This is a genomic window from Litchfieldia sinesaloumensis (assembly GCF_900156865.1).
GTDB classification, from domain to species: Bacteria; Bacillota; Bacilli; order Bacillales; family Bacillaceae_L; genus Ferdinandcohnia; species Ferdinandcohnia sinesaloumensis.
Genome location: NZ_LT732529.1, coordinates 914405 through 935567, shown reverse-complemented (window position 1 = coordinate 935567; position 21163 = coordinate 914405). Strand labels below are relative to the sequence as shown.

Genomic DNA, 21163 nt, shown 5'->3' with positions numbered 1-21163 from the left:
GACTAGGTACTAATAGTTAGTATATAATCAAAAAAAGCAGATTGCAAGAAGAAATACTCCACACAATCTGCCCTAATTCAATTACAATTTCGGTTGCACTACTTTAATCGAGCTTTTCTCCGTCTAGAACTCCTGATTGTAGTAAATCATCTCTTAGATATTTATAAGATTGATCCTTCCAGAAGGCTTCTGAATTGATTAATTTTGTAGCATCATTTCGAGCAACCTCTAAGGCACGATAATCATGAACCATATCCGCTACCTTGAATTCTGGAACACCACTTTGTTTTCTCCCAAAGAAGTCTCCTGGTCCACGAAGCTCTAAGTCCTTTTCCGAAAGAACAAAACCGTCGTTTGTTTCGGTCATAATCCGCATACGTTCTTTTCCAACCTCTGACTTTGGATCAGCAAGTAAGATACAATAGGACTGTTCACTCCCCCGGCCAACACGTCCCCGTAATTGATGTAGTTGAGATAATCCAAATCGTTCTGCATCATAAATGACCATTAATGTCGCATTTGGAACGTTCACACCAACTTCTACTACAGTTGTTGAAACGAGGATTTGAACGTCATTGTCACTAAATTGCCTCATTACATGTTCCTTTTCATCTGCGGACAGCCTACCATGCATTAATCCAACATTTGCTTTATTTTGAAAATGAAACGAAAGCATGGTATGAACATCAATGGCATTTTGCACATCAAGTTTATCCGATTCTTCAATTAGAGGACAAATTACATATGCTTGTCTACCTTTTGAAAGCTCTTTTTCAATAAATACAAGTATCCTCTCCAACATCTCATGCTTAACCCAGTATGTCTCGATTCTCTTTCGCCCCGCTGGCATTTCATCGATAATCGAAACATCCATTTCACCAAAGACGGTAATCGCAAGCGTTCTAGGAATAGGTGTAGCAGTCATAAAAAGAACATCAGGATGTTCGCCTTTTTCGCGTAAAATCCTACGTTGTTCAACACCAAATCGATGTTGTTCGTCTGTTATTACCAGACCAAGTTTATGAAAATTAACTTCATCTTGGATAAGGGCATGGGTACCCACCAATATATGAATCTCTCCTGTTTCAAGTTGCTCTAAAAGTTCCCGTCTTCGTTTACCTTTAACCGAACTTGTTAACAACTGAATATTTATGTCATATTTCGCAAATAAATCCGTTAGAGATTGTGCATGCTGTTCTGCTAGAATTTCAGTTGGTACCATTAATGCACCTTGATATCCTGATAGAATAGCTGCATATAAAGAAATAGCTGCAACAACAGTTTTTCCAGATCCTACATCACCTTGAAGCAAGCGATTCATTCTGTACGGGGAGCGGAGGTCATTTATAATTTCAGTAACAACACGAGTTTGGGCGTTTGTTAATGGAAATGGCAATTTATCCATAAATCCTTCTAATTGTTCCATCTGAAAATCCATTGGTGCACCTGCTGTTTGTTCTCTTTCAAACTTCCTTAATGCTTGCATTTTTAGTTGAAAAAGAAGAAACTCTTCATACACAAATCGTCTTCTAGCATGTTTTAAATCTTGATGACTTGTAGGATGATGCATAATTTTAACAGCATCCTTCTTTGATATAAGACGGTATGTTGTCAATAGTTGCTCTGGAAGATTATCTTCAATCTGGTTGCCGTATTGTTTGAGAGCAAGAGCGATAAATCGTTTCATTCCTTTAACAGTAATTTTCCCTCTAACTGAATAGATAGGTTCAATCCGATTATCCTGTATCATAGGACCAAACACGAGCTCACTAACGGTTATGGTTTGACGATGTTGATCCCATTTCCCTGTAATTGTAATGGTATCATTTAATGAAATTTTATTTTTATAATACGGTCTATTAAAACAGGTCGCTGTTATTAAATAGCGACCCACTAAGACCCTGAAAGTTAAACGCGAACGCTTGCGATTATAGTAGGTTAAAAGTGGTTCACTATGAATCTTACCCTCAATCGTTATTTTCTCTTCGTGCTTAACCTCTGCAAGATCTCGCAAACTATAATCTTCAAATCGATATGGGAAATACAAAAGTAGGTCAAGAATAGTAAAAATATGCATATCATTTAGTTGCAGTCCTGTCTCCTCACCAATCCCTTTGATTTCAGTGACAGGCTGCTGTAAAAGACTATTCACCGCTGTTTAGCGCACTCCCAAAAATCTTAGCTTCAAGTGCACGTCCGGTTGGGGTTGCGGCTAGTCCTCCCTGTGCCGTTTCTTTTAAAGCTGTTGGCATTGTCTGACCTATTCTATACATCGCATCGATCACTTCATCACACGGTATTCTACTTGTAATACCCGCAAGAGCCATATCTGCTGCTACCATTGCGTTTGCTGCTCCCATTGCATTTCGTTTTACGCATGGCACTTCAACAAGTCCAGCTACTGGGTCACATACTAGACCAAGCATATTTTTCAAGGTAATTGCCATCGCTTCTGCAGATTGCTGCGGAGATCCTCCTGCCATTTCCACAATGGCAGCAGCAGCCATACCTGAAGCAGAACCCACTTCCGCTTGACAGCCACCGGCAGCACCAGAAATAGAGGCATTATTTGCAACAACAAAACCAAATGCACCAGCTGTAAACAAAAATTGAACCATTTGTTCTTTAGTGGGGTTTAATTTCTCTTTTACAGCAAACAAGGTACCTGGTACAACTCCGGCAGAACCTGCAGTTGGTGTGGCACAGATTGTTCCCATAGCGGCATTGACTTCGTTTGTAGCAACAGCTTTGCTGACAGCATCTAAGACTGTTTGACCAGTTAGAAAATTACCTTTTTTTATATATTCCTGTAATAGAACTGCATCTCCACCTGTTAATCCTGAATGGGATGACACACCTGCTAGACCTCTCTCAACAGCCTTTTCCATTACTTCTAGATTTTTTTCCATTTGTGTAATGATTACTTCGCGGCTTTTTCCTGTCACTTCAACCTCTTGTTCAATCATTACATCTGCTATTTTCATATTTTTAGTCGTGGCAAGCTCTACTAACTCAGCAACATTACGAAACATACAAAAACCTCCTGTCGCTTGCGCAAGGCGCATTTGATTTGTAATGCCTAGTCGACAATTTTAGTTACTTTTAATATATTAGGTAGGGTGGAAAGTTCATCTAACACTTCCTGATCAATGTTTTGATCTACCTCTATCGTCATAAGGGCTTGCATTCCTTTTTCTTTTCTCGCTACCTCCATATGCCCAATGTTAATTGCATATTTTGCAAGTACATTCGCTACTCCCGCAATCGCACCATAACGGTCATTGTGAACAACAAGAATGGCAGGGTGATTACCTGACAAGCGTAGCTGAAATCCATTCAACTCAATGATTTCAATTTTACCGCCACCAATGGAGATTCCAACTAGTTCTAATTCCCCATCATCATCACCAATCGAAACACGAGCCGTATTTGGATGTTCTGGAATTGCTTCCTCTTCAATGAAGTTTATTTTGATACCTGCTTGCTTGGCAATTTCCAACGAAGTCTTAATTCTTTCATCAAAAGTATCAAAATCAAGCAAACCACCGACTATTGCAACATCTGTCCCATGACCTTTATACGTTTCAGCGAATGAACCGTAGAAAGAGATTTTCGCCCATTTTGGTTCTCGACCAAATAAACTTCTTGCCACTCTTCCGATACGAGCCGCTCCTGCTGTATGAGAGCTTGATGGGCCAATCATTACAGGACCAATAATATCAAAAACACTTCTATACTTCATGCGTTTTCCCCCTTACCTTTTGTTTATGGTATAAGGTTAATCTGTGTTCCTACATATTACTCTATTTGTCTATAACATTTTTATCTACAGGAAATTGCGCCCAAAAAATAGAAGGGATAAATCCCTTCTATTTTACACCATTATTCAACTGAGAAGATAAACGAATATAATGGTTGATTGCCATTATGTGTTTCAACCTCAATGTCCTCATACTCTTCTTCAAGGTACTTGGCGATTTCATTAACTTCCTCTTTGGTAGCATCTTGCCCATAGATAATCGTTACGATTTCATCTTCTTCAGGAGAGATAAGATTTGCTAATAATTCTTTTGCCGCAGTTAGTTTAACTTTGTCTGTCACGACTATTTTTCCATCAGCAATTCCCATGAAATCATCTTTGGTAATATCTATGCCATCTATATTTGTATCTCGTACTGCAAATGTAATTTGCCCAGTCTTCACATTTCCTAATGCATCTGTCATGGAAGACTGATTTCCTTCAAGTTCTCCAGTAGGATTAAATGAAAGTAACGCAGACATCCCTTGTGGGACTGTTTTGGATGGGACAACAATAATATTTCCTTCAACAACAGTAGCTGCCTGTTCAGCTGCCATTATTATATTTTTGTTATTTGGGAGAAGAATATAGTTTTCCGCGTTCACTGATTCGATAGCCTTCACAAAGTCCTCAGTACTCGGATTCATTGTTTGTCCACCCTCAATAACGACATGAGCTCCAATACTCTTAAACAGTTCTGTTATACCTGAACCCATCGCAACAGTTATGATTGCATATTTTTCTTTTTCCTTGCTGCTTTTGGCTTGTACAGGAGGGTGTGCCTCTTCTTCGTTTAAGATAGCAGTATGTTGCTCGCGCATATTTTCAATCTTCATATTGATTAAGCTTCCATAGCGTTGTCCATATGATAAGACATTACCCGGTTGCTCTGAATGGATATGTACCTTCACAATGTCCTCGTCAGAAATAACTAATAATGAATCACCGTAATTGCTTAGATCATTACGAAACTGTTCTTCTGAGAACGGATTTTTGCTAGTTTTCTCTGCTTCAAACTTTACCATGAATTCTGTACAGTAGCCAAATATAATGTCCTCAGTGTTCATATGACTTTGTACACTTTTATGATGTTCTGCATTAACAAGCTCGTTCATTGACGGTGACGCAATTGACATATTTTCAATAGTTTCACCTTTTAGCTCAGCAAGGAATCCTTCATATACAAGTAATAATCCCTGACCACCGCTATCAACTACACCAACTTCCTTTAATACAGGAAGTAAATCAGGTGTTCGATCTAACGATGCTTTTGCTTCTTTTACGAGTTCCTCCATTACAACAGTAACATCAGACTCGTCTTTTGCTACAGCGACCGCATGTTTCGCAGCATCTTTTGCTACAGTTAGTATTGTTCCTTCGACAGGTTTCATAACGGCTTTATAAGCTGTTTCCACACCCATTTCAAAGGCGTGGGCAAGCTCAGAGGCTGTTAAGGTTTCTTTTTGTTCAATCGCCTTAGAAAACCCTCTGAACAACTGAGACAAGATTACACCAGAGTTCCCTCTAGCACCCATTAATAATCCTCGAGCTAAGGATGCTCCAACCTTCCCTATATGTGGAGTAACATTATTTTTTACTTCTTTAGCACCAGATGTCATGGATAGATTCATGTTTGTTCCTGTATCACCATCTGGAACAGGGAAAACGTTAAGAGCATCTACCATTTTTGAGTTATTAGATAAATGAGTAGCTCCTAATAACACCATTTTCGCAAAACGTTTTCCATCTAATGTAGTAATTGACACACAAATTTCCTCCTCTTTATGGGTTCGTTACACGAACTCCTTGCACGTAAATATTAACCGAGTCAACAGCAAGTCCTACTGTCTGGTTTAATGTATATTTCACCTTCGATTGAACATTGTGGGCAACCTCAGATATTTTCGTGCCATAACTTACTATTATGTACATGTCGATATGCACTTCATCATTTTCTTGACGAACAACAATACCGCGAGCAAAATTTTCTTTACGTAAAAGTTCAGTTATACCATCTTTGATTTGCTTTCTAGATGCCATTCCTACAATCCCGTAACAATCTATTGCAGCTCCTCCAGCAACCGTTGCAATCACATCATTCGATATATCAATTTGCCCGTAATTCGTTTTTAATTCGATGGACATGGAAGTCTCCCCCTTTATAATTGTTCACCTTGGCTAAAGTCATTTTACTATAACACCCGAGATTTTAAAAGTAATTCATTATGTTTAGTGTTTGTATTCATACCTTTTATTATATTACTTTTTAAAAAATCTATGTCTTGACAAGTATTTTTCCTTTAAACACCCCTCTTGAACTATTGCAATATCCCATTTAGTATGATAAATTATATAAGTATTTCTATGAAGAAAGCGATTATGATTGATTGTTGCTGTGCAAGTTAGGAGGGAAATAGAATGGCACGTAAATGTGTAATTACAGGTAGAAAAACTACTACTGGTAATGCTCGTTCCCACGCAATGAACGCTTCTAAGCGTAAATGGGGAGCTAACCTACAAAAAGTTCGTATTTTAGTTGATGGTAAACCAAAACGCGTATACGTTTCTGCAAGAGCTTTAAAATCTGGTAAAGTAGAACGCGTGTAATAAAGAAAAGTGTAAGGGCGTTTATTGGCGTCAAGCTTAAAACGAGCGCTGACAGAAGGTGCCCTTACCTTCCGATCCAATTGGCTTATGACTCAAGTCGATGGCCACTGGAGCCAGACATAAAGAAAAATTTTTAGCACTTACATATGTAAGTGCTAAAAATTTGCACAAAAAAAGCACCTACAGGCGGTGCTTTTTTTATCCTTTTTTAAATGACCCTAACATCGCACGGACGATACCGCCTAAGAACTTTGGTAACTTAATCGTATAAAATTTCATACTTTCCCTCCTCAATGCGCTGATCACGTACTTTCATTTAAATCATGTAGTCTACCTTATTATAATATTCAAATGAAAATAAATAGTACCATAGTACATATAAATAAAAGCAATTACTTTTTAATGTTGCTTAAAATATTCATATGCCCATTCTGTAAAAAAAAGTACAATTCAGTTGAAGTTCATTTCGAAAACTTTATTCAAATTAAGTTAATACCGCAAAAAAAGGAGCAGAAAATCTGCTCCTTTTATAGACTCCGTATCTTTTCAATCGCTGCTTTCCGATCCTCTTTATTATAGATGGCTGACCCAGCAACTAGAACATTTGCACCAGCCTGTACACATAGCTTCGCGGTTTCTTCGTTCACTCCGCCATCCACTTCTATTTCAACATTTAAGTTTCTTTCCTTCACCATTTGCGCAACTTCCGCAATTTTTGGAAGTACTGAATGAATGAATTTCTGTCCACCAAAACCAGGGTTTACAGTCATTAATAATACTAAATCAATCTCATCTATTACATGTTTGATTGTATCAACAGGGGTAGCTGGATTTAGGACGACTCCAGCCTTTACACCATGGGATTTAATTAATTGAATCGTACGGTGTAGATGTGGACATGCCTCAACATGCACTGTTAAAAAGTCCGCACCTGCCTTTGCAAATTCAGGTATATATTGATCAGGGTTTTGAATCATTAAATGAACATCTAATGGTAATTTTGTAACAGGACGAATTGCATCTACAATTAATGGACCAATTGTAATATTCGGAACAAAGTGACCATCCATGACATCCACATGAATATAGTCTGCTCCTCCATTTTCAACATCCCTGATCTCTTCTCCAAGTTTAGCAAAATCTGCTGATAGAATGGATGGTGCAATTTTAATCATTTTTAGTACCTCGGCTTTCTTTCCTTTATTTCTTCATGAAAACTTACATAGTGGTCATAACGGAATTGCATAATTTCTCCATCCTGAACAGCTTGTCTTACTGCACATTTCGGTTCAGAAATATGCGTACAGCCACGAAATTTGCAATTCGAACCGACTTCATATATCTCTGGGAAGCAGTAGGAGAGCTCGTCTAGTTCAAGTGTAAGAAATTCTAACGAACTAAAACCAGGAGTATCTGCTACAAGTCCATTACCAACTTCAATCAATTCAACATGCCTTGTCGTATGCTTTCCTCGACCTAAAGAGGTAGAAATTTCATTTGTTTTTAATTCAAGATCTGGTCGAAGGATATTCAACAACGATGATTTTCCCACACCGGATTGACCAGCAAATACCGAAATTTGATTCTCTAATAACGGAATTAATTGATCTAGACCTTCCATATCCTTTGTAGAAGTTAATAGAACTTGATAGCCAACTTTGCGGTAGTGTCCAGCATATTCTTCTATTTCTTTAAATGTTTCCTCCGAGATTAAATCTGTTTTACTAATACAGATAATAGGCTTAATATCGTTTGATTCAACTAAAACAAGAAAGCGATCTAACAACAATGGACTAAAATCAGGCTTAATCGCAGAAAAAACTAGAATAGCTTGATCTACATTTGCTATTGGAGGACGAATTAATTCATTTTTACGATCAAAAACTTCCAAAATATATCCGTCAGTTTCATTTTCTGCCTGGTATACTACATTATCTCCTACCAATGGAGTAACTTTATTCTTTCGAAAGACTCCTCTACCTCGACATTGAATCAGTTCTCCATCTTCGTTTTTAACATAATAAAAACCGCTCAGTGCTTTTATGATTTTGCCCTCTGGCATAGTTTCACTCCTTGTTTTATCTCATTCGTCACGACTCTTTTTGGGTAGTGGGTATTTCCACTACCCATTCCTAGCTATTCCTCAGGATATGGAATTTCCTCTTGTTGATGTGGTCTTCCATTAATGTACACCAGATATTCGGCAGATTCTCCTGGATTAATGACAAAAGTAATATCGATTGTGCTTTGCTCTTTCAAATCAAGTTGTTTATAAAGATTGGTAATTTTGTTTGTTGCATCCTGGATATAAATTTGTGCGAGCTGTGGATCTTCCTCATTATCCGGAGTATAATCAATCGTTATGGTCCGCTTTACTTCTTTGGGATCTTTTGGTTCAGGACCTTTAGACATAATTACTTTTACCTTGCCACCCTTTGTTAATTCTGTATCTTTTGCAGGTGTTTGGGAAATAGCCTGACCAGCTGGTACATCCTCTGAATGTTGTTCCTCTGAATAATCAATGGATAAGCTGTTTTGTGTTGCATAATTATCAAGTGCTACTGCAGTAAAACCAGTTAAATCAGAAAGTTTAATAGTTTCTGGTCCTTTACTTACCTCAAATGTTACCTCTGTCTCTTCAGGAACTACCTCTTCCCCTTCATCAATTGATTGACGAAGAATCGTCCCAGGAGTACTGTCATCAAATACTTCTTCTTTATCGACATAAAAGTAATTTTCTTTTCCTAATTTTTCTTTAACCTCATCGTAATTTTTACCAACATAATCTTTGAACTCTACCTTCTCTTTTCCAATACTTTCATATAAATCAATAGAAGCACCTTCTTTGATTGATGAACCTGCTTCGGGATCGGTTCGGACAATATATCCCTCTGGAATTTCTTGGTCGCTTATTTCAATCGTGTCACCAATCTTAAACCCGGCTTCCTCTAATTTTTTTACAGCTTGATCATATGGCATATTAGAAACAGTTGGTACATCTACATCTTTAGGTAAAAATAATGCTGGAAAAATTGTAACAGCAGCAACCCCAGCTGCTAGGATAAAGAAAAAGACTATTGCAAGAGAAATTAAAAGTTTATTTTTCTTCGGTTTTGATTTTACCTGATCGGTCTTATTTGTATGATTCTGAGGCTCCTTAACTAAGGTATCACTAGAAGCTAACGAGCTATTATCTTTAATAATTGGAATTGCTTTCGTTACCTCGTCATCCATGTCTGGGATGACAAATTTTTCTTCGTTCAAACGGTTAGGGTATAATGCGGTTTGCAAATCCTCTTCCATTTGTTCAACAGAATCGTAGCGATGGAATGGATCTTTCGCAGTTGCTTTTAAGATGATATTCTCCACACTTTGTGGAATAGTAGCATTCCACCTCTTTGGTGAAGGTGTATCTGATTGTAAATGTTTTAAGGCAATCGAGACTGCAGATTCCCCTTCAAAAGGAACGCGCCCTGTCAAAAGTTCAAACATGACGATACCCAATGAATATATGTCTGATTTTCTAGTCGACATTCCACCTCTAGCTTGTTCGGGTGACAAATAATGAACAGAACCAAGAACAGAGTTTGTTTGAGTAATTGTTGTTGAGCTAAGAGCAACGGCAATTCCAAAATCGGTAACTTTCACTGTCCCATCATGATCAATTAAAATATTCTGTGGCTTAATATCTCGATGTACAATCTGATTTTGGTGTGCGTGTGTTATTGCTGATGTTAGTTGCAACATTATGTTAATCGTTTCTTTTGAATGAAGCGGTGCATTTCGCTGTATGTATTGTTTTAATGTTTGGCCAGGAACATACTCCATAACTATATAGTAAATATCCTCTTCCTCTCCGACATCATAAATACTCACAATGTTAGGATGAGCGAGGCTTGTAGCAGCATGTGCTTCTCTTCGGAATCTTTTGATAAATTCTTCATCGTTTGAAAAGTCTAAGCGTAGAACTTTTATGGCAACATCTCTTTCGAGGATAACGTCACGAGCGAGATAAACATTAGCCATTCCGCCCCCACCAATGACTTCTAGAACCTTATATCGGCCGCTTAATCTTCTACCAATAAGCATAGGATTATTCGCCCTCACTTTCAGGGGTGTAATCCACGATTACGAGGGTAATATTATCTTCCCCACCATTATCATTAGCCAATTGGATGAGTTGTTCAGCCTTTTTTTCGATACTGCCTTCACTTTCAAGCATGCTTTTTAGTTCAGCATCAGCAACTTTATTAGATAAACCGTCTGAGCAAATCAAAAGCATGTCGCCTTCTTCTAAAATAAGTGTTCTTAAATCCATTTGAACAGAAGTCTCTGTGCCTAGTGCACGTAAAACAACATTTTTTCGTGGATGATGCTCTGCATCTTCCCTAGAGATATGTCCAGAGCGTACAAGTTCATTTACAAGAGAATGGTCTTCCGTAATTTGTTGGAATCCATGACTATTTAACACATAACATCGACTATCACCAATATGTGCTACTGTTGTAAACAAGTCAGTACATATTGCAGCAACAACCGTCGTTCCCATTCCTTTACACTCATCATTGTTTTGCGAATGTGTGTAGAGATTTGTATTTATGGTTGAAATATACTCTCTTAGCCACTCTTCTGCTGATTCAGAAGTATGAATTTTTTCTACAGGCTCCCAGTAGGACTTGAGCTGTGATGTTGTCATACTGCTAGCAACATCACCTGCTAAATGACCACCCATTCCATCAGCCACAACCGCCAAGACTTGTCCCGCTTTGTTATGAAATACACCACAGCTGTCCTCATTGATTTGTCTTACTTTTCCCCGATTTGTTAAAAAGAATGACTTCATATGTTTCACCTCGTCTCCTCTTTACGCTCCTTTGCACGTAATTGACCACAGGCAGCATCAATATCATGACCTTGTTCACGACGAATTGTCACATTTACACCATGTTTCTTTAGCGTCTTCTCGAATTCGAAGATCTGTTCTTTTGGCGTTCTGACATAATCGCGTTCAGGAACATAATTGACTGGAATTAAGTTTACATGACATTTAATTCCTTTTAATAGCTCAGCTAGTTCTTCGGCATGTTCAACTTGATCGTTAACTCCGCCAAATAATCCATATTCAAAGCTTATTCTTCTTCCTGTTTTATCAATATAATATCGTACAGCTTCCATTAAGTCAGGTAGTTTGTATGCACGATTTATCGGCATCAACCTGCTTCTAATTTCTGTATTAGGTGCATGTAAAGAGATTGCAAAATTTATTTGTAATTTTTCATCTGCAAATTTATAGATTTTCGGAATAATCCCACTTGTCGAAACAGTAATATGACGAGCGCCTATATTTAAGCCTTTGTCATGGTTAATAATCTTTAAAAATGAAAGCATTTGATCATAGTTATCAAACGGTTCACCTATTCCCATAATTACAAGATGGCTTACACGCTCACCTAATTCATCAAGTGCTTTTTGAACCTTTACAACCTGTGCAACAATTTCTCCTGCCTCTAAATTACGCTTTAGTCCTCCTAAAGTTGATGCACAGAAGGTACAACCAATCCGGCAACCAACCTGTGTTGTTACACAGATTGAGTTTCCATAACTGTGTCTCATCAAGACTGTTTCAATTGAATACCCATCATGAAGTTCAAATAAAAACTTCATTGTCCCGTCAGCTGAAGTTTGCTGGATAATTGTATTAAGAGTCGTAATCGTAAAATGCTCAGCAAGCTTCCGTCTAAGTTCATTTGAGAGGTTTGTCATTTCTTCAAATGTTGTCACCCGTTTCGTATAAAGCCATTCAAAAATCTGATTGCCACGAAATTTTTTCTCTCCATTTTCGATGAGCCAGTTTTCAATTTCGTCTAATTGAATAGAGTATATTGATGGTTTTGAATTTGATAGGTTTTGTTTCTTTCTTCTTGTTGTTTGTACTTCTTCCAATTACATTACACCTGCTTTCTTAATCTTGCAATATAAAATCCATCCGTTCCAAAATAATGCGGATAAAGCTGAATTTGTCCATTTTTTATATATGGTTTCACTATTTCTGGGAGGAAGTTTTCAATTGTGTTGTCTAATACAAAATCTTTATTTTGTTCGAGGAAAGTATTGATTACCCCTTCATTTTCTTCATAATCTATTGTACATGTGCTATATACGAGTATACCATCTTTTTTTAACAAAGATGAAACCTCTGTTAGTATGTCTATCTGTATTTTTGCTAAGTGTTGATTGTCGGACACTGTTTTTGAATACTTGATATCCGGCTTTCTTCTTATTACCCCAAACCCAGAGCATGGGGCATCAACTAATATCTTATCAAAAAATTGGGGTTCAAAGATTTCCCCTGCTTTTCGACTATCATGAGCTTTTGTCACAACATTTTCAAGCCCTAATCGAGTTACTGCTTCATTAATCAATTTCACTTTATGTTCATGAAGATCCAACGAATACACTTTACCCGTATTACGGAGTAATTCAGCAATATGTGTAGTTTTCCCGCCTGGTGCTGCACAACTATCTAGGATATGGTCGTTTTCTTCAACACCGAGCGCACGTGCAACAAGCATTGAACTTTCATCTTGGATGGATAAATATCCTTCCTTAAAAGCTTTAGTTTTAGCAAGATTTCCCCGAACAGCCTTGATCGCATCTACAGAAACATCACCTTTAACCACTTCAATTCCATCTTCATGTAACATGTGGATTAGCTCATCCTGAGTAATTGCCGAATTGTTGACACGTGCTGTCTGCTCGGGTGGCGTACAGTTAATTTCACACATTTTCCGTGCTTCTTCAATCCCCATCTGCTTTACCCAACGCTTCACAAGCCAGATAGGGTGACTCGTTTCAACTGCCAATCTTTCTACTTCATCTAAAATTTGGTCCATCGAAGGCAAGCCTTCACGTTGAATGGAGCGTAATACCCCATTCACAAGTGAAGCCGTTCCTCTGTGTCCTCTCTTTTTTGCAATCTCAACCGCTTCAAAGAAGATAGCCCGTTCCGGTACTCTATCTAAATAAACCATTTGATAAAGGGAGAGTCTTAATAAAATCCTCACCCATTGGTCAAGTTTTTTGGTCTTTTTTAAAAATGGAGCTAAATAAAAATCTAATGTATCACGACGTTGAATTGTTCCATATACAATCTCTGTTAATAATCCAACATCCTTCCCTTGCACCTCATGTTTTTTTATCATTTGGTTCAAGAGGAGATTACTATAAGCCTGATTTTTTTCAATCTGCAATAAGATTTCAAGTGCGACGTTTCGAATATTAGTTTTCGCCATTGGCATCTCCTAGTTGACTACCTACCTGTAGATCCGCCCCAAGTAGAAATTGTTCTGCACTCATCCTTTTCTTTCCAGAAGGCTGGAGTTGTGTGATTTTAATAAAGGTTGTATTTCCAGTTGAAACAATGAATCCATCCTTTTCAATAGAAACAATTTTCCCAGGTTGTTCAGAATTTGCTAAAGGAACTTTTTGAGCCCACCATACCTTTATGACATCACCATTCAATGTAGTATAGGCAACTGGCCATGGATGAAGTCCTCTGATATGGTTATAAATATCTTCCCCATTTTTTGTCCAGTCTATCTTTTCCTGATCACGTTTTATATTTGGCGCAAATGTTGCTTTATCATCGTCCTGTTTAATAGGCGTAATTTTGCCTGCTAAAAGTAAAGGGATTGTTTCTGATAATAACTTTGCCCCCGCTACACTTAATTTATCGTGTAAAGATCCTACATGATCCGATTCCAATATTGGTATTTCAACTTGTGTTAATATATCACCAGCGTCTAATCTCTCTACCATATACATAATCGTAACACCGGTTTTTTTCTTCCCTTGTAGAATTGAATAATGAATAGGTGCTCCTCCTCTTAGTTCCGGCAATAGAGAAGCATGGACATTTATACAGCCGTATTTCGGCGCCTCCAATAATTCAATTGGGAGGATTTGTCCAAATGCAGCCGTTATGATTAAATCTGGCTTATAACTTAATACCTGTTCAACTTCTTGTTTTTCTCTAATTTTATTTGGTTGTAAGACTGGAATATTATGTTTTAATGCCTCGACCTTAACTGGTGGTGGTGTTAGTATCTTTTTTCTCCCTACAGGTCTGTCCGGTTGTGTTACAACCGCCACAACCTCATATCCATCCTCTAGTATTTGTCGTAAAACAGGTACTGAAAAGTCAGGAGTACCCATAAATACAATTCGTTCCATGTAATTACCTACCCTTCAATTTCTCCTTCTTCATAAAAACGGTTTACCTTCGTTGTAAATAAAATTCCATGTAAGTGATCAATTTCATGCTGAATCGCACGCGCCAAGAAATCGTTCGCCTCGTATATGTATGTTTTCCCTCTACGATTTTGTGCTCTAACCTTAATATAATCAAATCTAGTTACTTCACCAAAAAGGTCCGGAAAACTAAGACAGCCTTCTGGACCAATCTGTTCGCCTCTTTGCTCTAAAATAACAGGATTAATTAGTTCGATAAGTCCACTCTCGTCCCCTATATCAACAATGGCGATTTGTTTAGCTATCCCAACCTGTGGGGCCGCTAAACCTACACCATCCGCATCAAGCATTGTATCATACATATCTTTAATTAATTTTGATAGTTTTCGGTCAAATACTGTAACTTTTTCACATTCAACCTCAAGAATTTCGCTTGGGTATTTGACAATTGGCAATACAGACAAGGTTGTTCCTCCAACATTCTACTTTTTTATATGTCTATCTCCAGCACTATTAGCTATCGATATGAGCGATCGCTTCAGAAGGTAAAATGTACTTCTGTCAGCTCTCGTCTTATACTTGTCGCCCACGCCTGGTTAGCTAGTGTTCCAGTGTTAGGCACAGGACCTTCATGCCCTCAGCCGGATTTTGGATTCCTTGCACTTTTCTACTAGTCTCTCTCTTAGGCTGCAACTTTAAACTACATCATGATATATGGGTTTAAATCAATTGATAAAGTGAGTGAGTTTTGTGCAATTTCTCTTTGATAACGATCCAAGATTCCTTTTAATATTCTATTTAAATTTGGCTCGTTTTTGTATTTTATCATGCATTGATATCGATATCTATTATTAATCCTCGCAATCGGTGAAGTGACAGGACCTAAGATTATCGATTGATTCGATAAAGACTTCCTTAAGTAAATTGCAATCTTCTCAGCAACATCAACCGTTTTTGTTAATTCTGGATGTGTTACTGTAACTAATGCAAGATAATAAAATGGTGGGTAAGCATGTGCTTTTCTTATCCTCATCTCACTCTGATAGAAACCATCATAATTGTGATGGCTAGCAAGCTCAATACTATAATGCTCTGGCGTATAGCTTTGAATTACAACTTCTCCAGGTAGTTCATGCCGCCCAGCTCTCCCACTTACCTGTGTAAGCAGTTGGAACGTTTTTTCAGAGGAGCGAAAATCGGGAAGGTTCAGCATTGTATCTGCCGTTAAAACGCCTACTAATGTAACATTCGGGAAATCCAGTCCCTTCGCAATCATTTGCGTACCTAATAAAATATCAGCCTTCCTATCTCCAAATTCTCGCAATAGTTTCTCATGAGCACCTTTTCTGCTTGTTGTATCCACATCCATTCGAATGACACGGGCTTCAGGCAAAACCTTTGCAAGTTCCTCTTCAACCTTCTGAGTTCCCGTTCCAAAAAAGCGGATATGTTCACTCCCACATTCATTACATGTAGTAGGCATATAGGTTTCATATCCACAGTAATGACATTTTAAGCTATGATGTGAACGGTGATAGGTCAAAGAAATATCACAATGTGGACAGTTTGCTACATACCCGCAATCTCTGCACATGATAAAGGAGGAATGTCCACGCTTATTTAAAAATAGTACCGATTGTTCCTTACGCTCAAGTCTTGCAGTTAATTTTTCAAATAAAAGACTCGAAAACATCGACCGATTCCCATTTCGTAATTCCTCACGCATATCAACAATTTCAACAGATGGTAGTGCCCTGTTATTGACTCTCTCCTTCAAGGTAATGAGTTCGTACACATTCTTTGAGGCACGTGCGAACGATTCTAGAGTCGGTGTCGCACTTCCTAAAATTACAGGTGCGTTATGCAACTGCCCACGAAAAATGGCAACATCCCTCGCATGATACCTCGGATTGTCCTCCTGTTTATAACTTGATTCATGTTCCTCATCAATAATAATAATTCCTAGATTCTCAAACGGTGCAAATATTGCTGATCTCGCTCCAACGACAACACTTACTTCTTTACGATAAATTTTACGCCATTCATCATATTTCTCTCCGATTCCAAGTCCGCTGTGCATGACAGCAACCCGAGAACCAAACCTTCCCTTAAAACGATTCACCATTTGTGGAGTCAGTGCAATTTCTGGGACAAGGACGATCGCTTCTTTCCCTTTTTTTAGGACAGTATCGATTGCCTGCATGTACACCTCTGTCTTTCCACTTCCGGTAACACCATACATTAAAAACACTTTATGGATAACATCCTCAATAGAAGAAAGAATGGGGGTGATTGCTTTTTGCTGTTCTGTAGTCAATGGCATTGGTGAAGTTTGTCCAAAACTTTTGTCTGCATATGGGTCACGGTAAACTTCAACATTCTTTTCTCTAAGATACCCTTTTTTGACCATCGTTCGGATTGTGCTATCAGTTACGCTAACTTCCTGCAAAAGATCCTTTAGAAAAATGGGTTTATTGTTGACTAAAAAATATTGAAGAACTTCTTTCTGGCGTTTAGCAGATGCAGGAAGCTCTTCGATTATTTGATTTGTATCCTCCATTGAAAGCTGAAGATGTACTTGCTTCATTGTTTTCTTATTACTTCGATTTTTCACGTTGTAAACTACTTCAAGAAGCCCTTTTTTAATGTCCTTTTGATAAATATGCAATAAATCATGCTCACTTGCTTCTTCCCAGCTAATTACGTCTTGCTTCTCAAATGAAAATTTGATGGCAGGATTTAATTCACTTCTTTTCGAGGGGTCAAGCAGTCGTATTTCTTTTTCATACTTCGCTCGCATTGCAGAAGGGAGCATTGCTTGTAATGCAGATATCGTAAAACAAAGTGTTTTCTCTGTTAACCATTTACCAATATGAAGAAGTTCTTCATTTAAAGCCGGGGTAAGATCAAGCAGAGAGTCAATTTCCTTTAACTTATTTACCTCAGCTTTTTTTGATAGACTTATAACAAATCCTTGAACTTTACGAGGACCAAAAGGAACAACAACCCGCATTCCTGGAACAACGATGTCACACCATTTATCTGGAATTAGGTAATCATACGTTTTATCCGTTTGCATGGCAGGCACATCAACAATTATGCTTGCAATTTTCATTTGTTCTCGCCATCCATTGATTTTTTCACTTCTTGAAGTATGGCATTAGCCACTTCAAGCTTAGACATTAACGGCAATCGAATAGAGGTCCCATCTTTTTTGAATATCGTGACAAGATTTGTATCAGTACCAAATCCCGCTCCTTGTGCCGTAACATTATTAGCCACAATCATATCTAGATTTTTGGTTGTTAGTTTTCGCTGCGCATACTCATCAACATTGTCCGTTTCTGCAGCAAACCCAACTAATAATTGGTGCTCTTTTTGTTCACCTAAGGTTTTTAGAATATCGGTTGTCCTCTCTAGTTCTATAAAGAGGTCTCCAGACTTCTTTTTCATTTTCCCATCGTAGACCTGTTTTGGACGGTAATCTGCAACAGCTGCCGATTTAATAACAATATCAGTCTGTTTATAATAGGACATTACCTGTGTAAGCATCTCTTCTGCTGACTCAACTGTAATTCTTTTTACGTTTGGAGGTGCAGGTAAATTCGTTGGCCCCGATATTAAGGTTACTTCGGCACCGGCCTTTGTTGCTGTTTCTGCTAGTGCATAGCCCATTTTTCCTGTCGAACGATTGGTAAAGAAACGAACAGGATCTACCTTCTCGCGAGTAGGTCCTGCTGTTATCAGAATCCTTTTCCCTTGGAGAAATGGTTGTTCAGAGAAATGAGATATAATAAGCTCCACAATTTTTTCAGGCTCTTCTAAACGCCCTTTCCCAACATAACCACATGCTAAATAGCCTTCAGATGGTTCGATAAATTGATAACCATCACTTGCTAAAGTGTTAATATTACGTTTTACTGCGGGATGATCGTACATATGGACATTCATTGCTGGAGCAATCCAGACTGGTGCAGTAGTTGCAAGTAAGGTAGTTGTAATCATATTATCTCCTAAACCAGTAGCTAATTTACCAATTACATTTGCTGTTGCTGGTGCAACAAGGATTAAATCAGCCCAATCTGCAAGATCAATATGAGCTATAACTGCAGAATTCTTTTCGTCAAATGTATCATAATACACATCATTTCTAGATAAAGCTTGGAATGTTAATGGAGTCACAAATTTCATTGCCGATTCACTCATTATGACTTTAACTTCGGCACCTGCTTGAGTTAACTTACTTGTCAGTGCTGCAGCCTTATATACTGCAATTCCCCCACTTACACAAAGCAGTATTTTCTTATTAAGCATGAAAATCCCCCCTTATTCTTAAAAAAATAACAACCTACATGAGAGGTTGTTATTTTTGGTTATTCAGTAGTTGTTGGTGAAGTATCAACAGCCGTCTTCTTCTCGTTTGAATAAAAGAGTAAGCCAGAATCAATTTCTTCTAATGCTTTTCCAACTGATTTAAAAGAGACAGGTTTTTGCACCATTCCATCATTTTTCTCTTGCATTACTCTTGCCCTTTTGGCTGCTACCGTAACAAGTGTATATTTAGAATTTAATTTATTTAATAATGAGTCAATAGATGGGTTTAACATTAAAAATCAACCTCCAGCATTTTTTTATAACGTCTTGCAACACGGTCACGTCGGCAGTGTTCAGCTGTCACAATCGCATTTATCCGATGGCACGCAAGCTCTACCTGATCATTCTCGACGACATAATCATAAGCATCCATCATTTCAATCTCTTCTTTTGCAACCTTCATCCTATTTAGGATTAAATCATCAGTTTCAGTACCTCTCGTAATGATTCTGTTTTTTAATTCCTTCAGACTTGGTGGTGCTAAGAAAATAAATAATCCTTCTGGAAACGCCTGTCTAACTTGTAAAGCTCCTTGTACTTCAATTTCTAAAAAGACATCCTTACCTTCTTGAAGAGTCGATTCCACATAATCAATAGGAGTGCCATAGTAGTTCCCGACATATTCTGCCCATTCTAAGAGCTTGTTTCTTTCAATCAGTTCTTCAAACTCCTCTTTCGATTTAAAAAAGTAGTCGACACCATCTACTTCTCCTTCACGAGGCTTTCTCGTTGTCATTGAAATTGAATATTGAAATTTTGTATCAGGCTGTGAAAAAATGGCTTTTCGAACAGTTCCTTTTCCCACTCCCGATGGACCTGATAAAACGATTAATAACCCTCTTTCTTTCATTCCTAAAAAAACCTACCCTTCGTCTGTTAGCTCATCTTCTTTTGATAATCTTTGTGCAACTGTTTCAGGTTGTACAGCAGAGAGAATAATATGATCACTATCCATAATCATCACTGCACGCGTCCTTCTACCGTATGTAGCATCAATGAGCATACCTCGATCACGAGCATCTTGAATAATTCGTTTTATTGGAGCAGATTCGGGACTAACAATTGAAATGATTCGATTGGCCGAGACAATATTCCCGAATCCGATATTTATTAATTTAATTTGCACTTAATCTCCCCCATTGTATTCCCCTCTATTTTTGCCGTGAAAATAGCTTTATAATCAAGCTTATTCAATATTTTGAACTTGCTCTTTTATTTTCTCTAGTAGGCTCTTCATTTCCACCACATGCTTAGCAATCTGAGGATCATTTGCTTTTGAACCGATTGTATTGGTTTCTCGATTCATTTCTTGAATGATAAAATCAAGTTTTCTGCCAATAGGTTCATTCGTATCTACCGTATCCCTAAATTGACTAATATGGCTTCTTAGTCTTGTTAATTCTTCGCTTATGTCAGCCTTTTCTGCAAATAATGCGACCTCCGTAAGAATCCGATTTTCATCAAATTCATTACCCACATATTCTTTCACTCTTTTTTCAATACGTTCGCGATAATGTGCAATTACCCTTGGTGCATATTCTTCAACAGTATGTACGTTCTCTTCAATTTGACCAAGAAATGAAAGGATGTCTTCAATTAATTTATTCCCTTCAACTTCCCTCATCTGTTTCAGTTGCTGTACCGCATTTTCTGTCACCTCAAGGATAATTAATTCTAATTCTTCATTCTCCTTTTTCTGTTCTTCAATAGAGAGAATATTATCATTTGAAAGCAACATCTGAGTTGTAATTTGATCGGTTAGTTGATATTTTTCTTGGATTTGCTTTGTTGTTACAACGAGTGTATTTAATAATTCCCAGTCAACGGATAGAGTTTTCGTTACGAACCCCTCACCTTCTATAGTAAGGAATACTTCGACACGACCTCTTTTCACATGTTCTACTATTGTTTTTTTTATTTTATCCTCTAGAAACAGTAAATGTCTAGGGATTCTTGTATTGATTTCACAGAATCGATGGTTTACAGATTTCAGTTCTACATAAACGGAGAATTCATCAGTCTCCTTTTTGGCACGTCCAAAACCTGTCATACTTGCTATCATCATATCACTTCCATTCTAACATAACAGGTATTTCACTTTAATCTCATAATTGCCATACTTATTTTACCATT

Annotated in this window: 21 protein-coding genes; 1 reads left to right on the top strand and 20 read right to left on the bottom strand. The window is 37.8% G+C overall.

Annotated elements, in window-relative coordinates:
• Window positions 1–103: 103 nt before the first annotated feature.
• The 5 genes from recG to CZ490_RS04575 form a co-directional block, all read right to left on the bottom strand.
• Window positions 104–2152, bottom strand: a complete 2049-nt coding sequence (gene recG / locus CZ490_RS04595; RefSeq protein WP_077617782.1) for an ATP-dependent DNA helicase RecG — start codon at window positions 2150–2152, stop codon at window positions 104–106.
• Window positions 2145–3032: an L-serine ammonia-lyase, iron-sulfur-dependent, subunit alpha gene (gene sdaAA / locus CZ490_RS04590; RefSeq protein ID WP_077617781.1), complete on the bottom strand. Its 888-nt coding sequence runs from the start codon at window positions 3030–3032 to the stop codon at window positions 2145–2147. Before sdaAA ends, recG begins: the two co-directional genes overlap by 8 nt.
• Window positions 3033–3079: 47 nt before the next feature.
• Window positions 3080–3742 (bottom strand): L-serine ammonia-lyase, iron-sulfur-dependent subunit beta, encoded by a 663-nt coding sequence (gene sdaAB, locus CZ490_RS04585; protein WP_077617780.1) that lies wholly within the window; start codon window positions 3740–3742, stop codon window positions 3080–3082.
• Between the two features lie 140 nt (window positions 3743–3882).
• On the bottom strand, window positions 3883–5565 hold the full coding sequence (locus CZ490_RS04580) for a DAK2 domain-containing protein (protein WP_077617779.1): 1683 nt from the start codon (window positions 5563–5565) through the stop codon (window positions 3883–3885).
• Window positions 5566–5581: 16 nt separating this feature from the next.
• Window positions 5582–5944 (bottom strand): Asp23/Gls24 family envelope stress response protein, encoded by a 363-nt coding sequence (locus CZ490_RS04575; RefSeq protein ID WP_077617778.1) that lies wholly within the window; start codon window positions 5942–5944, stop codon window positions 5582–5584.
• A 273-nt stretch (window positions 5945–6217) separates the two neighbouring features.
• On the opposite strand from CZ490_RS04575, the gene rpmB reads away from it, so the two are divergent.
• Complete coding sequence (gene rpmB, locus CZ490_RS04570; RefSeq protein WP_010282529.1) at window positions 6218–6406, top strand: 50S ribosomal protein L28; 189 nt, start codon at window positions 6218–6220, stop codon at window positions 6404–6406.
• Window positions 6407–6604: 198 nt separating this feature from the next.
• Here the strand turns inward: rpmB and spoVM are convergent, their stop codons facing one another.
• The 15 genes from spoVM to CZ490_RS04495 all read right to left on the bottom strand — a co-directional run bounded on the left by spoVM (window position 6605) and on the right by CZ490_RS04495 (window position 21092).
• Complete coding sequence (gene spoVM / locus CZ490_RS04565) at window positions 6605–6685, bottom strand: stage V sporulation protein SpoVM (protein ID WP_010282530.1); 81 nt, start codon at window positions 6683–6685, stop codon at window positions 6605–6607.
• A 248-nt stretch (window positions 6686–6933) separates the two neighbouring features.
• Entirely contained in the window at window positions 6934–7581 is a 648-nt protein-coding gene (gene rpe / locus CZ490_RS04560) for a ribulose-phosphate 3-epimerase (protein WP_077617777.1), read from the bottom strand.
• A 2-nt stretch (window positions 7582–7583) separates the two neighbouring features.
• Window positions 7584–8468, bottom strand: a complete 885-nt coding sequence (gene rsgA / locus CZ490_RS04555; RefSeq protein ID WP_077617776.1) for a ribosome small subunit-dependent GTPase A — start codon at window positions 8466–8468, stop codon at window positions 7584–7586.
• Between the two features lie 74 nt (window positions 8469–8542).
• Entirely contained in the window at window positions 8543–10495 is a 1953-nt protein-coding gene (pknB, locus tag CZ490_RS04550; protein WP_077617775.1) for a Stk1 family PASTA domain-containing Ser/Thr kinase, read from the bottom strand.
• A 4-nt stretch (window positions 10496–10499) separates the two neighbouring features.
• Window positions 10500–11249, bottom strand: a complete 750-nt coding sequence (locus CZ490_RS04545) for a Stp1/IreP family PP2C-type Ser/Thr phosphatase (RefSeq protein WP_077620943.1) — start codon at window positions 11247–11249, stop codon at window positions 10500–10502.
• 5 nt (window positions 11250–11254) lie between these two features.
• On the bottom strand, window positions 11255–12349 hold the full coding sequence (rlmN, locus tag CZ490_RS04540) for a dual-specificity RNA methyltransferase RlmN (protein ID WP_077617774.1): 1095 nt from the start codon (window positions 12347–12349) through the stop codon (window positions 11255–11257).
• A gap of 5 nt (window positions 12350–12354) precedes the next feature.
• A complete protein-coding gene (rsmB, locus tag CZ490_RS04535; protein ID WP_077617773.1) occupies window positions 12355–13698 on the bottom strand; it encodes a 16S rRNA (cytosine(967)-C(5))-methyltransferase RsmB in 1344 nt (447 codons plus the stop codon).
• Window positions 13685–14638, bottom strand: a complete 954-nt coding sequence (gene fmt / locus CZ490_RS04530) for a methionyl-tRNA formyltransferase (protein ID WP_077617772.1) — start codon at window positions 14636–14638, stop codon at window positions 13685–13687. The genes rsmB and fmt overlap by 14 nt, the downstream gene beginning before the upstream one ends.
• Window positions 14639–14646: 8 nt before the next feature.
• Window positions 14647–15120 carry a peptide deformylase gene (gene def, locus CZ490_RS04525; RefSeq protein WP_077617771.1) on the bottom strand — a complete coding sequence of 158 codons (474 nt, stop codon included), beginning with the start codon at window positions 15118–15120 and terminating at the stop codon, window positions 14647–14649.
• A 236-nt stretch (window positions 15121–15356) separates the two neighbouring features.
• Window positions 15357–17771, bottom strand: coding sequence for a primosomal protein N' (gene priA, locus CZ490_RS04520; RefSeq protein ID WP_077617770.1), 2415 nt, complete (start codon window positions 17769–17771; stop codon window positions 15357–15359).
• The gene (gene coaBC / locus CZ490_RS04515; protein ID WP_077617769.1) at window positions 17768–18970 is read right to left on the bottom strand and encodes a bifunctional phosphopantothenoylcysteine decarboxylase/phosphopantothenate--cysteine ligase CoaBC; all 1203 of its coding nucleotides are present in this window, start codon (window positions 18968–18970) and stop codon (window positions 17768–17770) included. The genes priA and coaBC overlap by 4 nt, the downstream gene beginning before the upstream one ends.
• 59 nt (window positions 18971–19029) lie before the next feature.
• Window positions 19030–19263, bottom strand: a complete 234-nt coding sequence (rpoZ, locus tag CZ490_RS04510) for a DNA-directed RNA polymerase subunit omega (RefSeq protein WP_077617768.1) — start codon at window positions 19261–19263, stop codon at window positions 19030–19032.
• Window positions 19263–19880: a guanylate kinase gene (gene gmk, locus CZ490_RS04505; RefSeq protein WP_077617767.1), complete on the bottom strand. Its 618-nt coding sequence runs from the start codon at window positions 19878–19880 to the stop codon at window positions 19263–19265. Before gmk ends, rpoZ begins: the two co-directional genes overlap by 1 nt.
• 12 nt (window positions 19881–19892) lie before the next feature.
• Window positions 19893–20156 (bottom strand): extracellular matrix/biofilm regulator RemA, encoded by a 264-nt coding sequence (gene remA / locus CZ490_RS04500; protein WP_010282579.1) that lies wholly within the window; start codon window positions 20154–20156, stop codon window positions 19893–19895.
• Window positions 20157–20216: 60 nt separating this feature from the next.
• Window positions 20217–21092: a YicC/YloC family endoribonuclease gene (locus CZ490_RS04495; RefSeq protein WP_077617766.1), complete on the bottom strand. Its 876-nt coding sequence runs from the start codon at window positions 21090–21092 to the stop codon at window positions 20217–20219.
• Between the last annotated feature and the right edge of the window lie 71 nt (window positions 21093–21163).

Coding starts and splice junctions, on each gene's coding strand:
- sdaAA (WP_077617781.1), bottom strand. CDS start 3,032: ATGTTTCGTAATGTTGCTGAGTTAGTAGAGCTTGCCACGACTAAAAAT.
- sdaAB (WP_077617780.1), bottom strand. CDS start 3,742: ATGAAGTATAGAAGTGTTTTTGATATTATTGGTCCTGTAATGATTGGC.
- CZ490_RS04575 (WP_077617778.1), bottom strand. CDS start 5,944: ATGTCCATCGAATTAAAAACGAATTACGGGCAAATTGATATATCGAAT.
- rpmB (WP_010282529.1), top strand. CDS start 6,218: ATGGCACGTAAATGTGTAATTACAGGTAGAAAAACTACTACTGGTAAT.
- spoVM (WP_010282530.1), bottom strand. CDS start 6,685: ATGAAATTTTATACGATTAAGTTACCAAAGTTCTTAGGCGGTATCGTC.
- rpe (WP_077617777.1), bottom strand. CDS start 7,581: ATGATTAAAATTGCACCATCCATTCTATCAGCAGATTTTGCTAAACTT.
- rsgA (WP_077617776.1), bottom strand. CDS start 8,468: ATGCCAGAGGGCAAAATCATAAAAGCACTGAGCGGTTTTTATTATGTT.
- pknB (WP_077617775.1), bottom strand. CDS start 10,495: ATGCTTATTGGTAGAAGATTAAGCGGCCGATATAAGGTTCTAGAAGTC.
- CZ490_RS04545 (WP_077620943.1), bottom strand. CDS start 11,249: ATGAAGTCATTCTTTTTAACAAATCGGGGAAAAGTAAGACAAATCAAT.
- rsmB (WP_077617773.1), bottom strand. CDS start 13,698: ATGGCGAAAACTAATATTCGAAACGTCGCACTTGAAATCTTATTGCAG.
- fmt (WP_077617772.1), bottom strand. CDS start 14,638: ATGGAACGAATTGTATTTATGGGTACTCCTGACTTTTCAGTACCTGTT.
- priA (WP_077617770.1), bottom strand. CDS start 17,771: ATGAAAATTGCAAGCATAATTGTTGATGTGCCTGCCATGCAAACGGAT.
- coaBC (WP_077617769.1), bottom strand. CDS start 18,970: ATGCTTAATAAGAAAATACTGCTTTGTGTAAGTGGGGGAATTGCAGTA.
- rpoZ (WP_077617768.1), bottom strand. CDS start 19,263: ATGTTAAACCCATCTATTGACTCATTATTAAATAAATTAAATTCTAAA.
- gmk (WP_077617767.1), bottom strand. CDS start 19,880: ATGAAAGAAAGAGGGTTATTAATCGTTTTATCAGGTCCATCGGGAGTG.
- CZ490_RS04495 (WP_077617766.1), bottom strand. CDS start 21,092: ATGATAGCAAGTATGACAGGTTTTGGACGTGCCAAAAAGGAGACTGAT.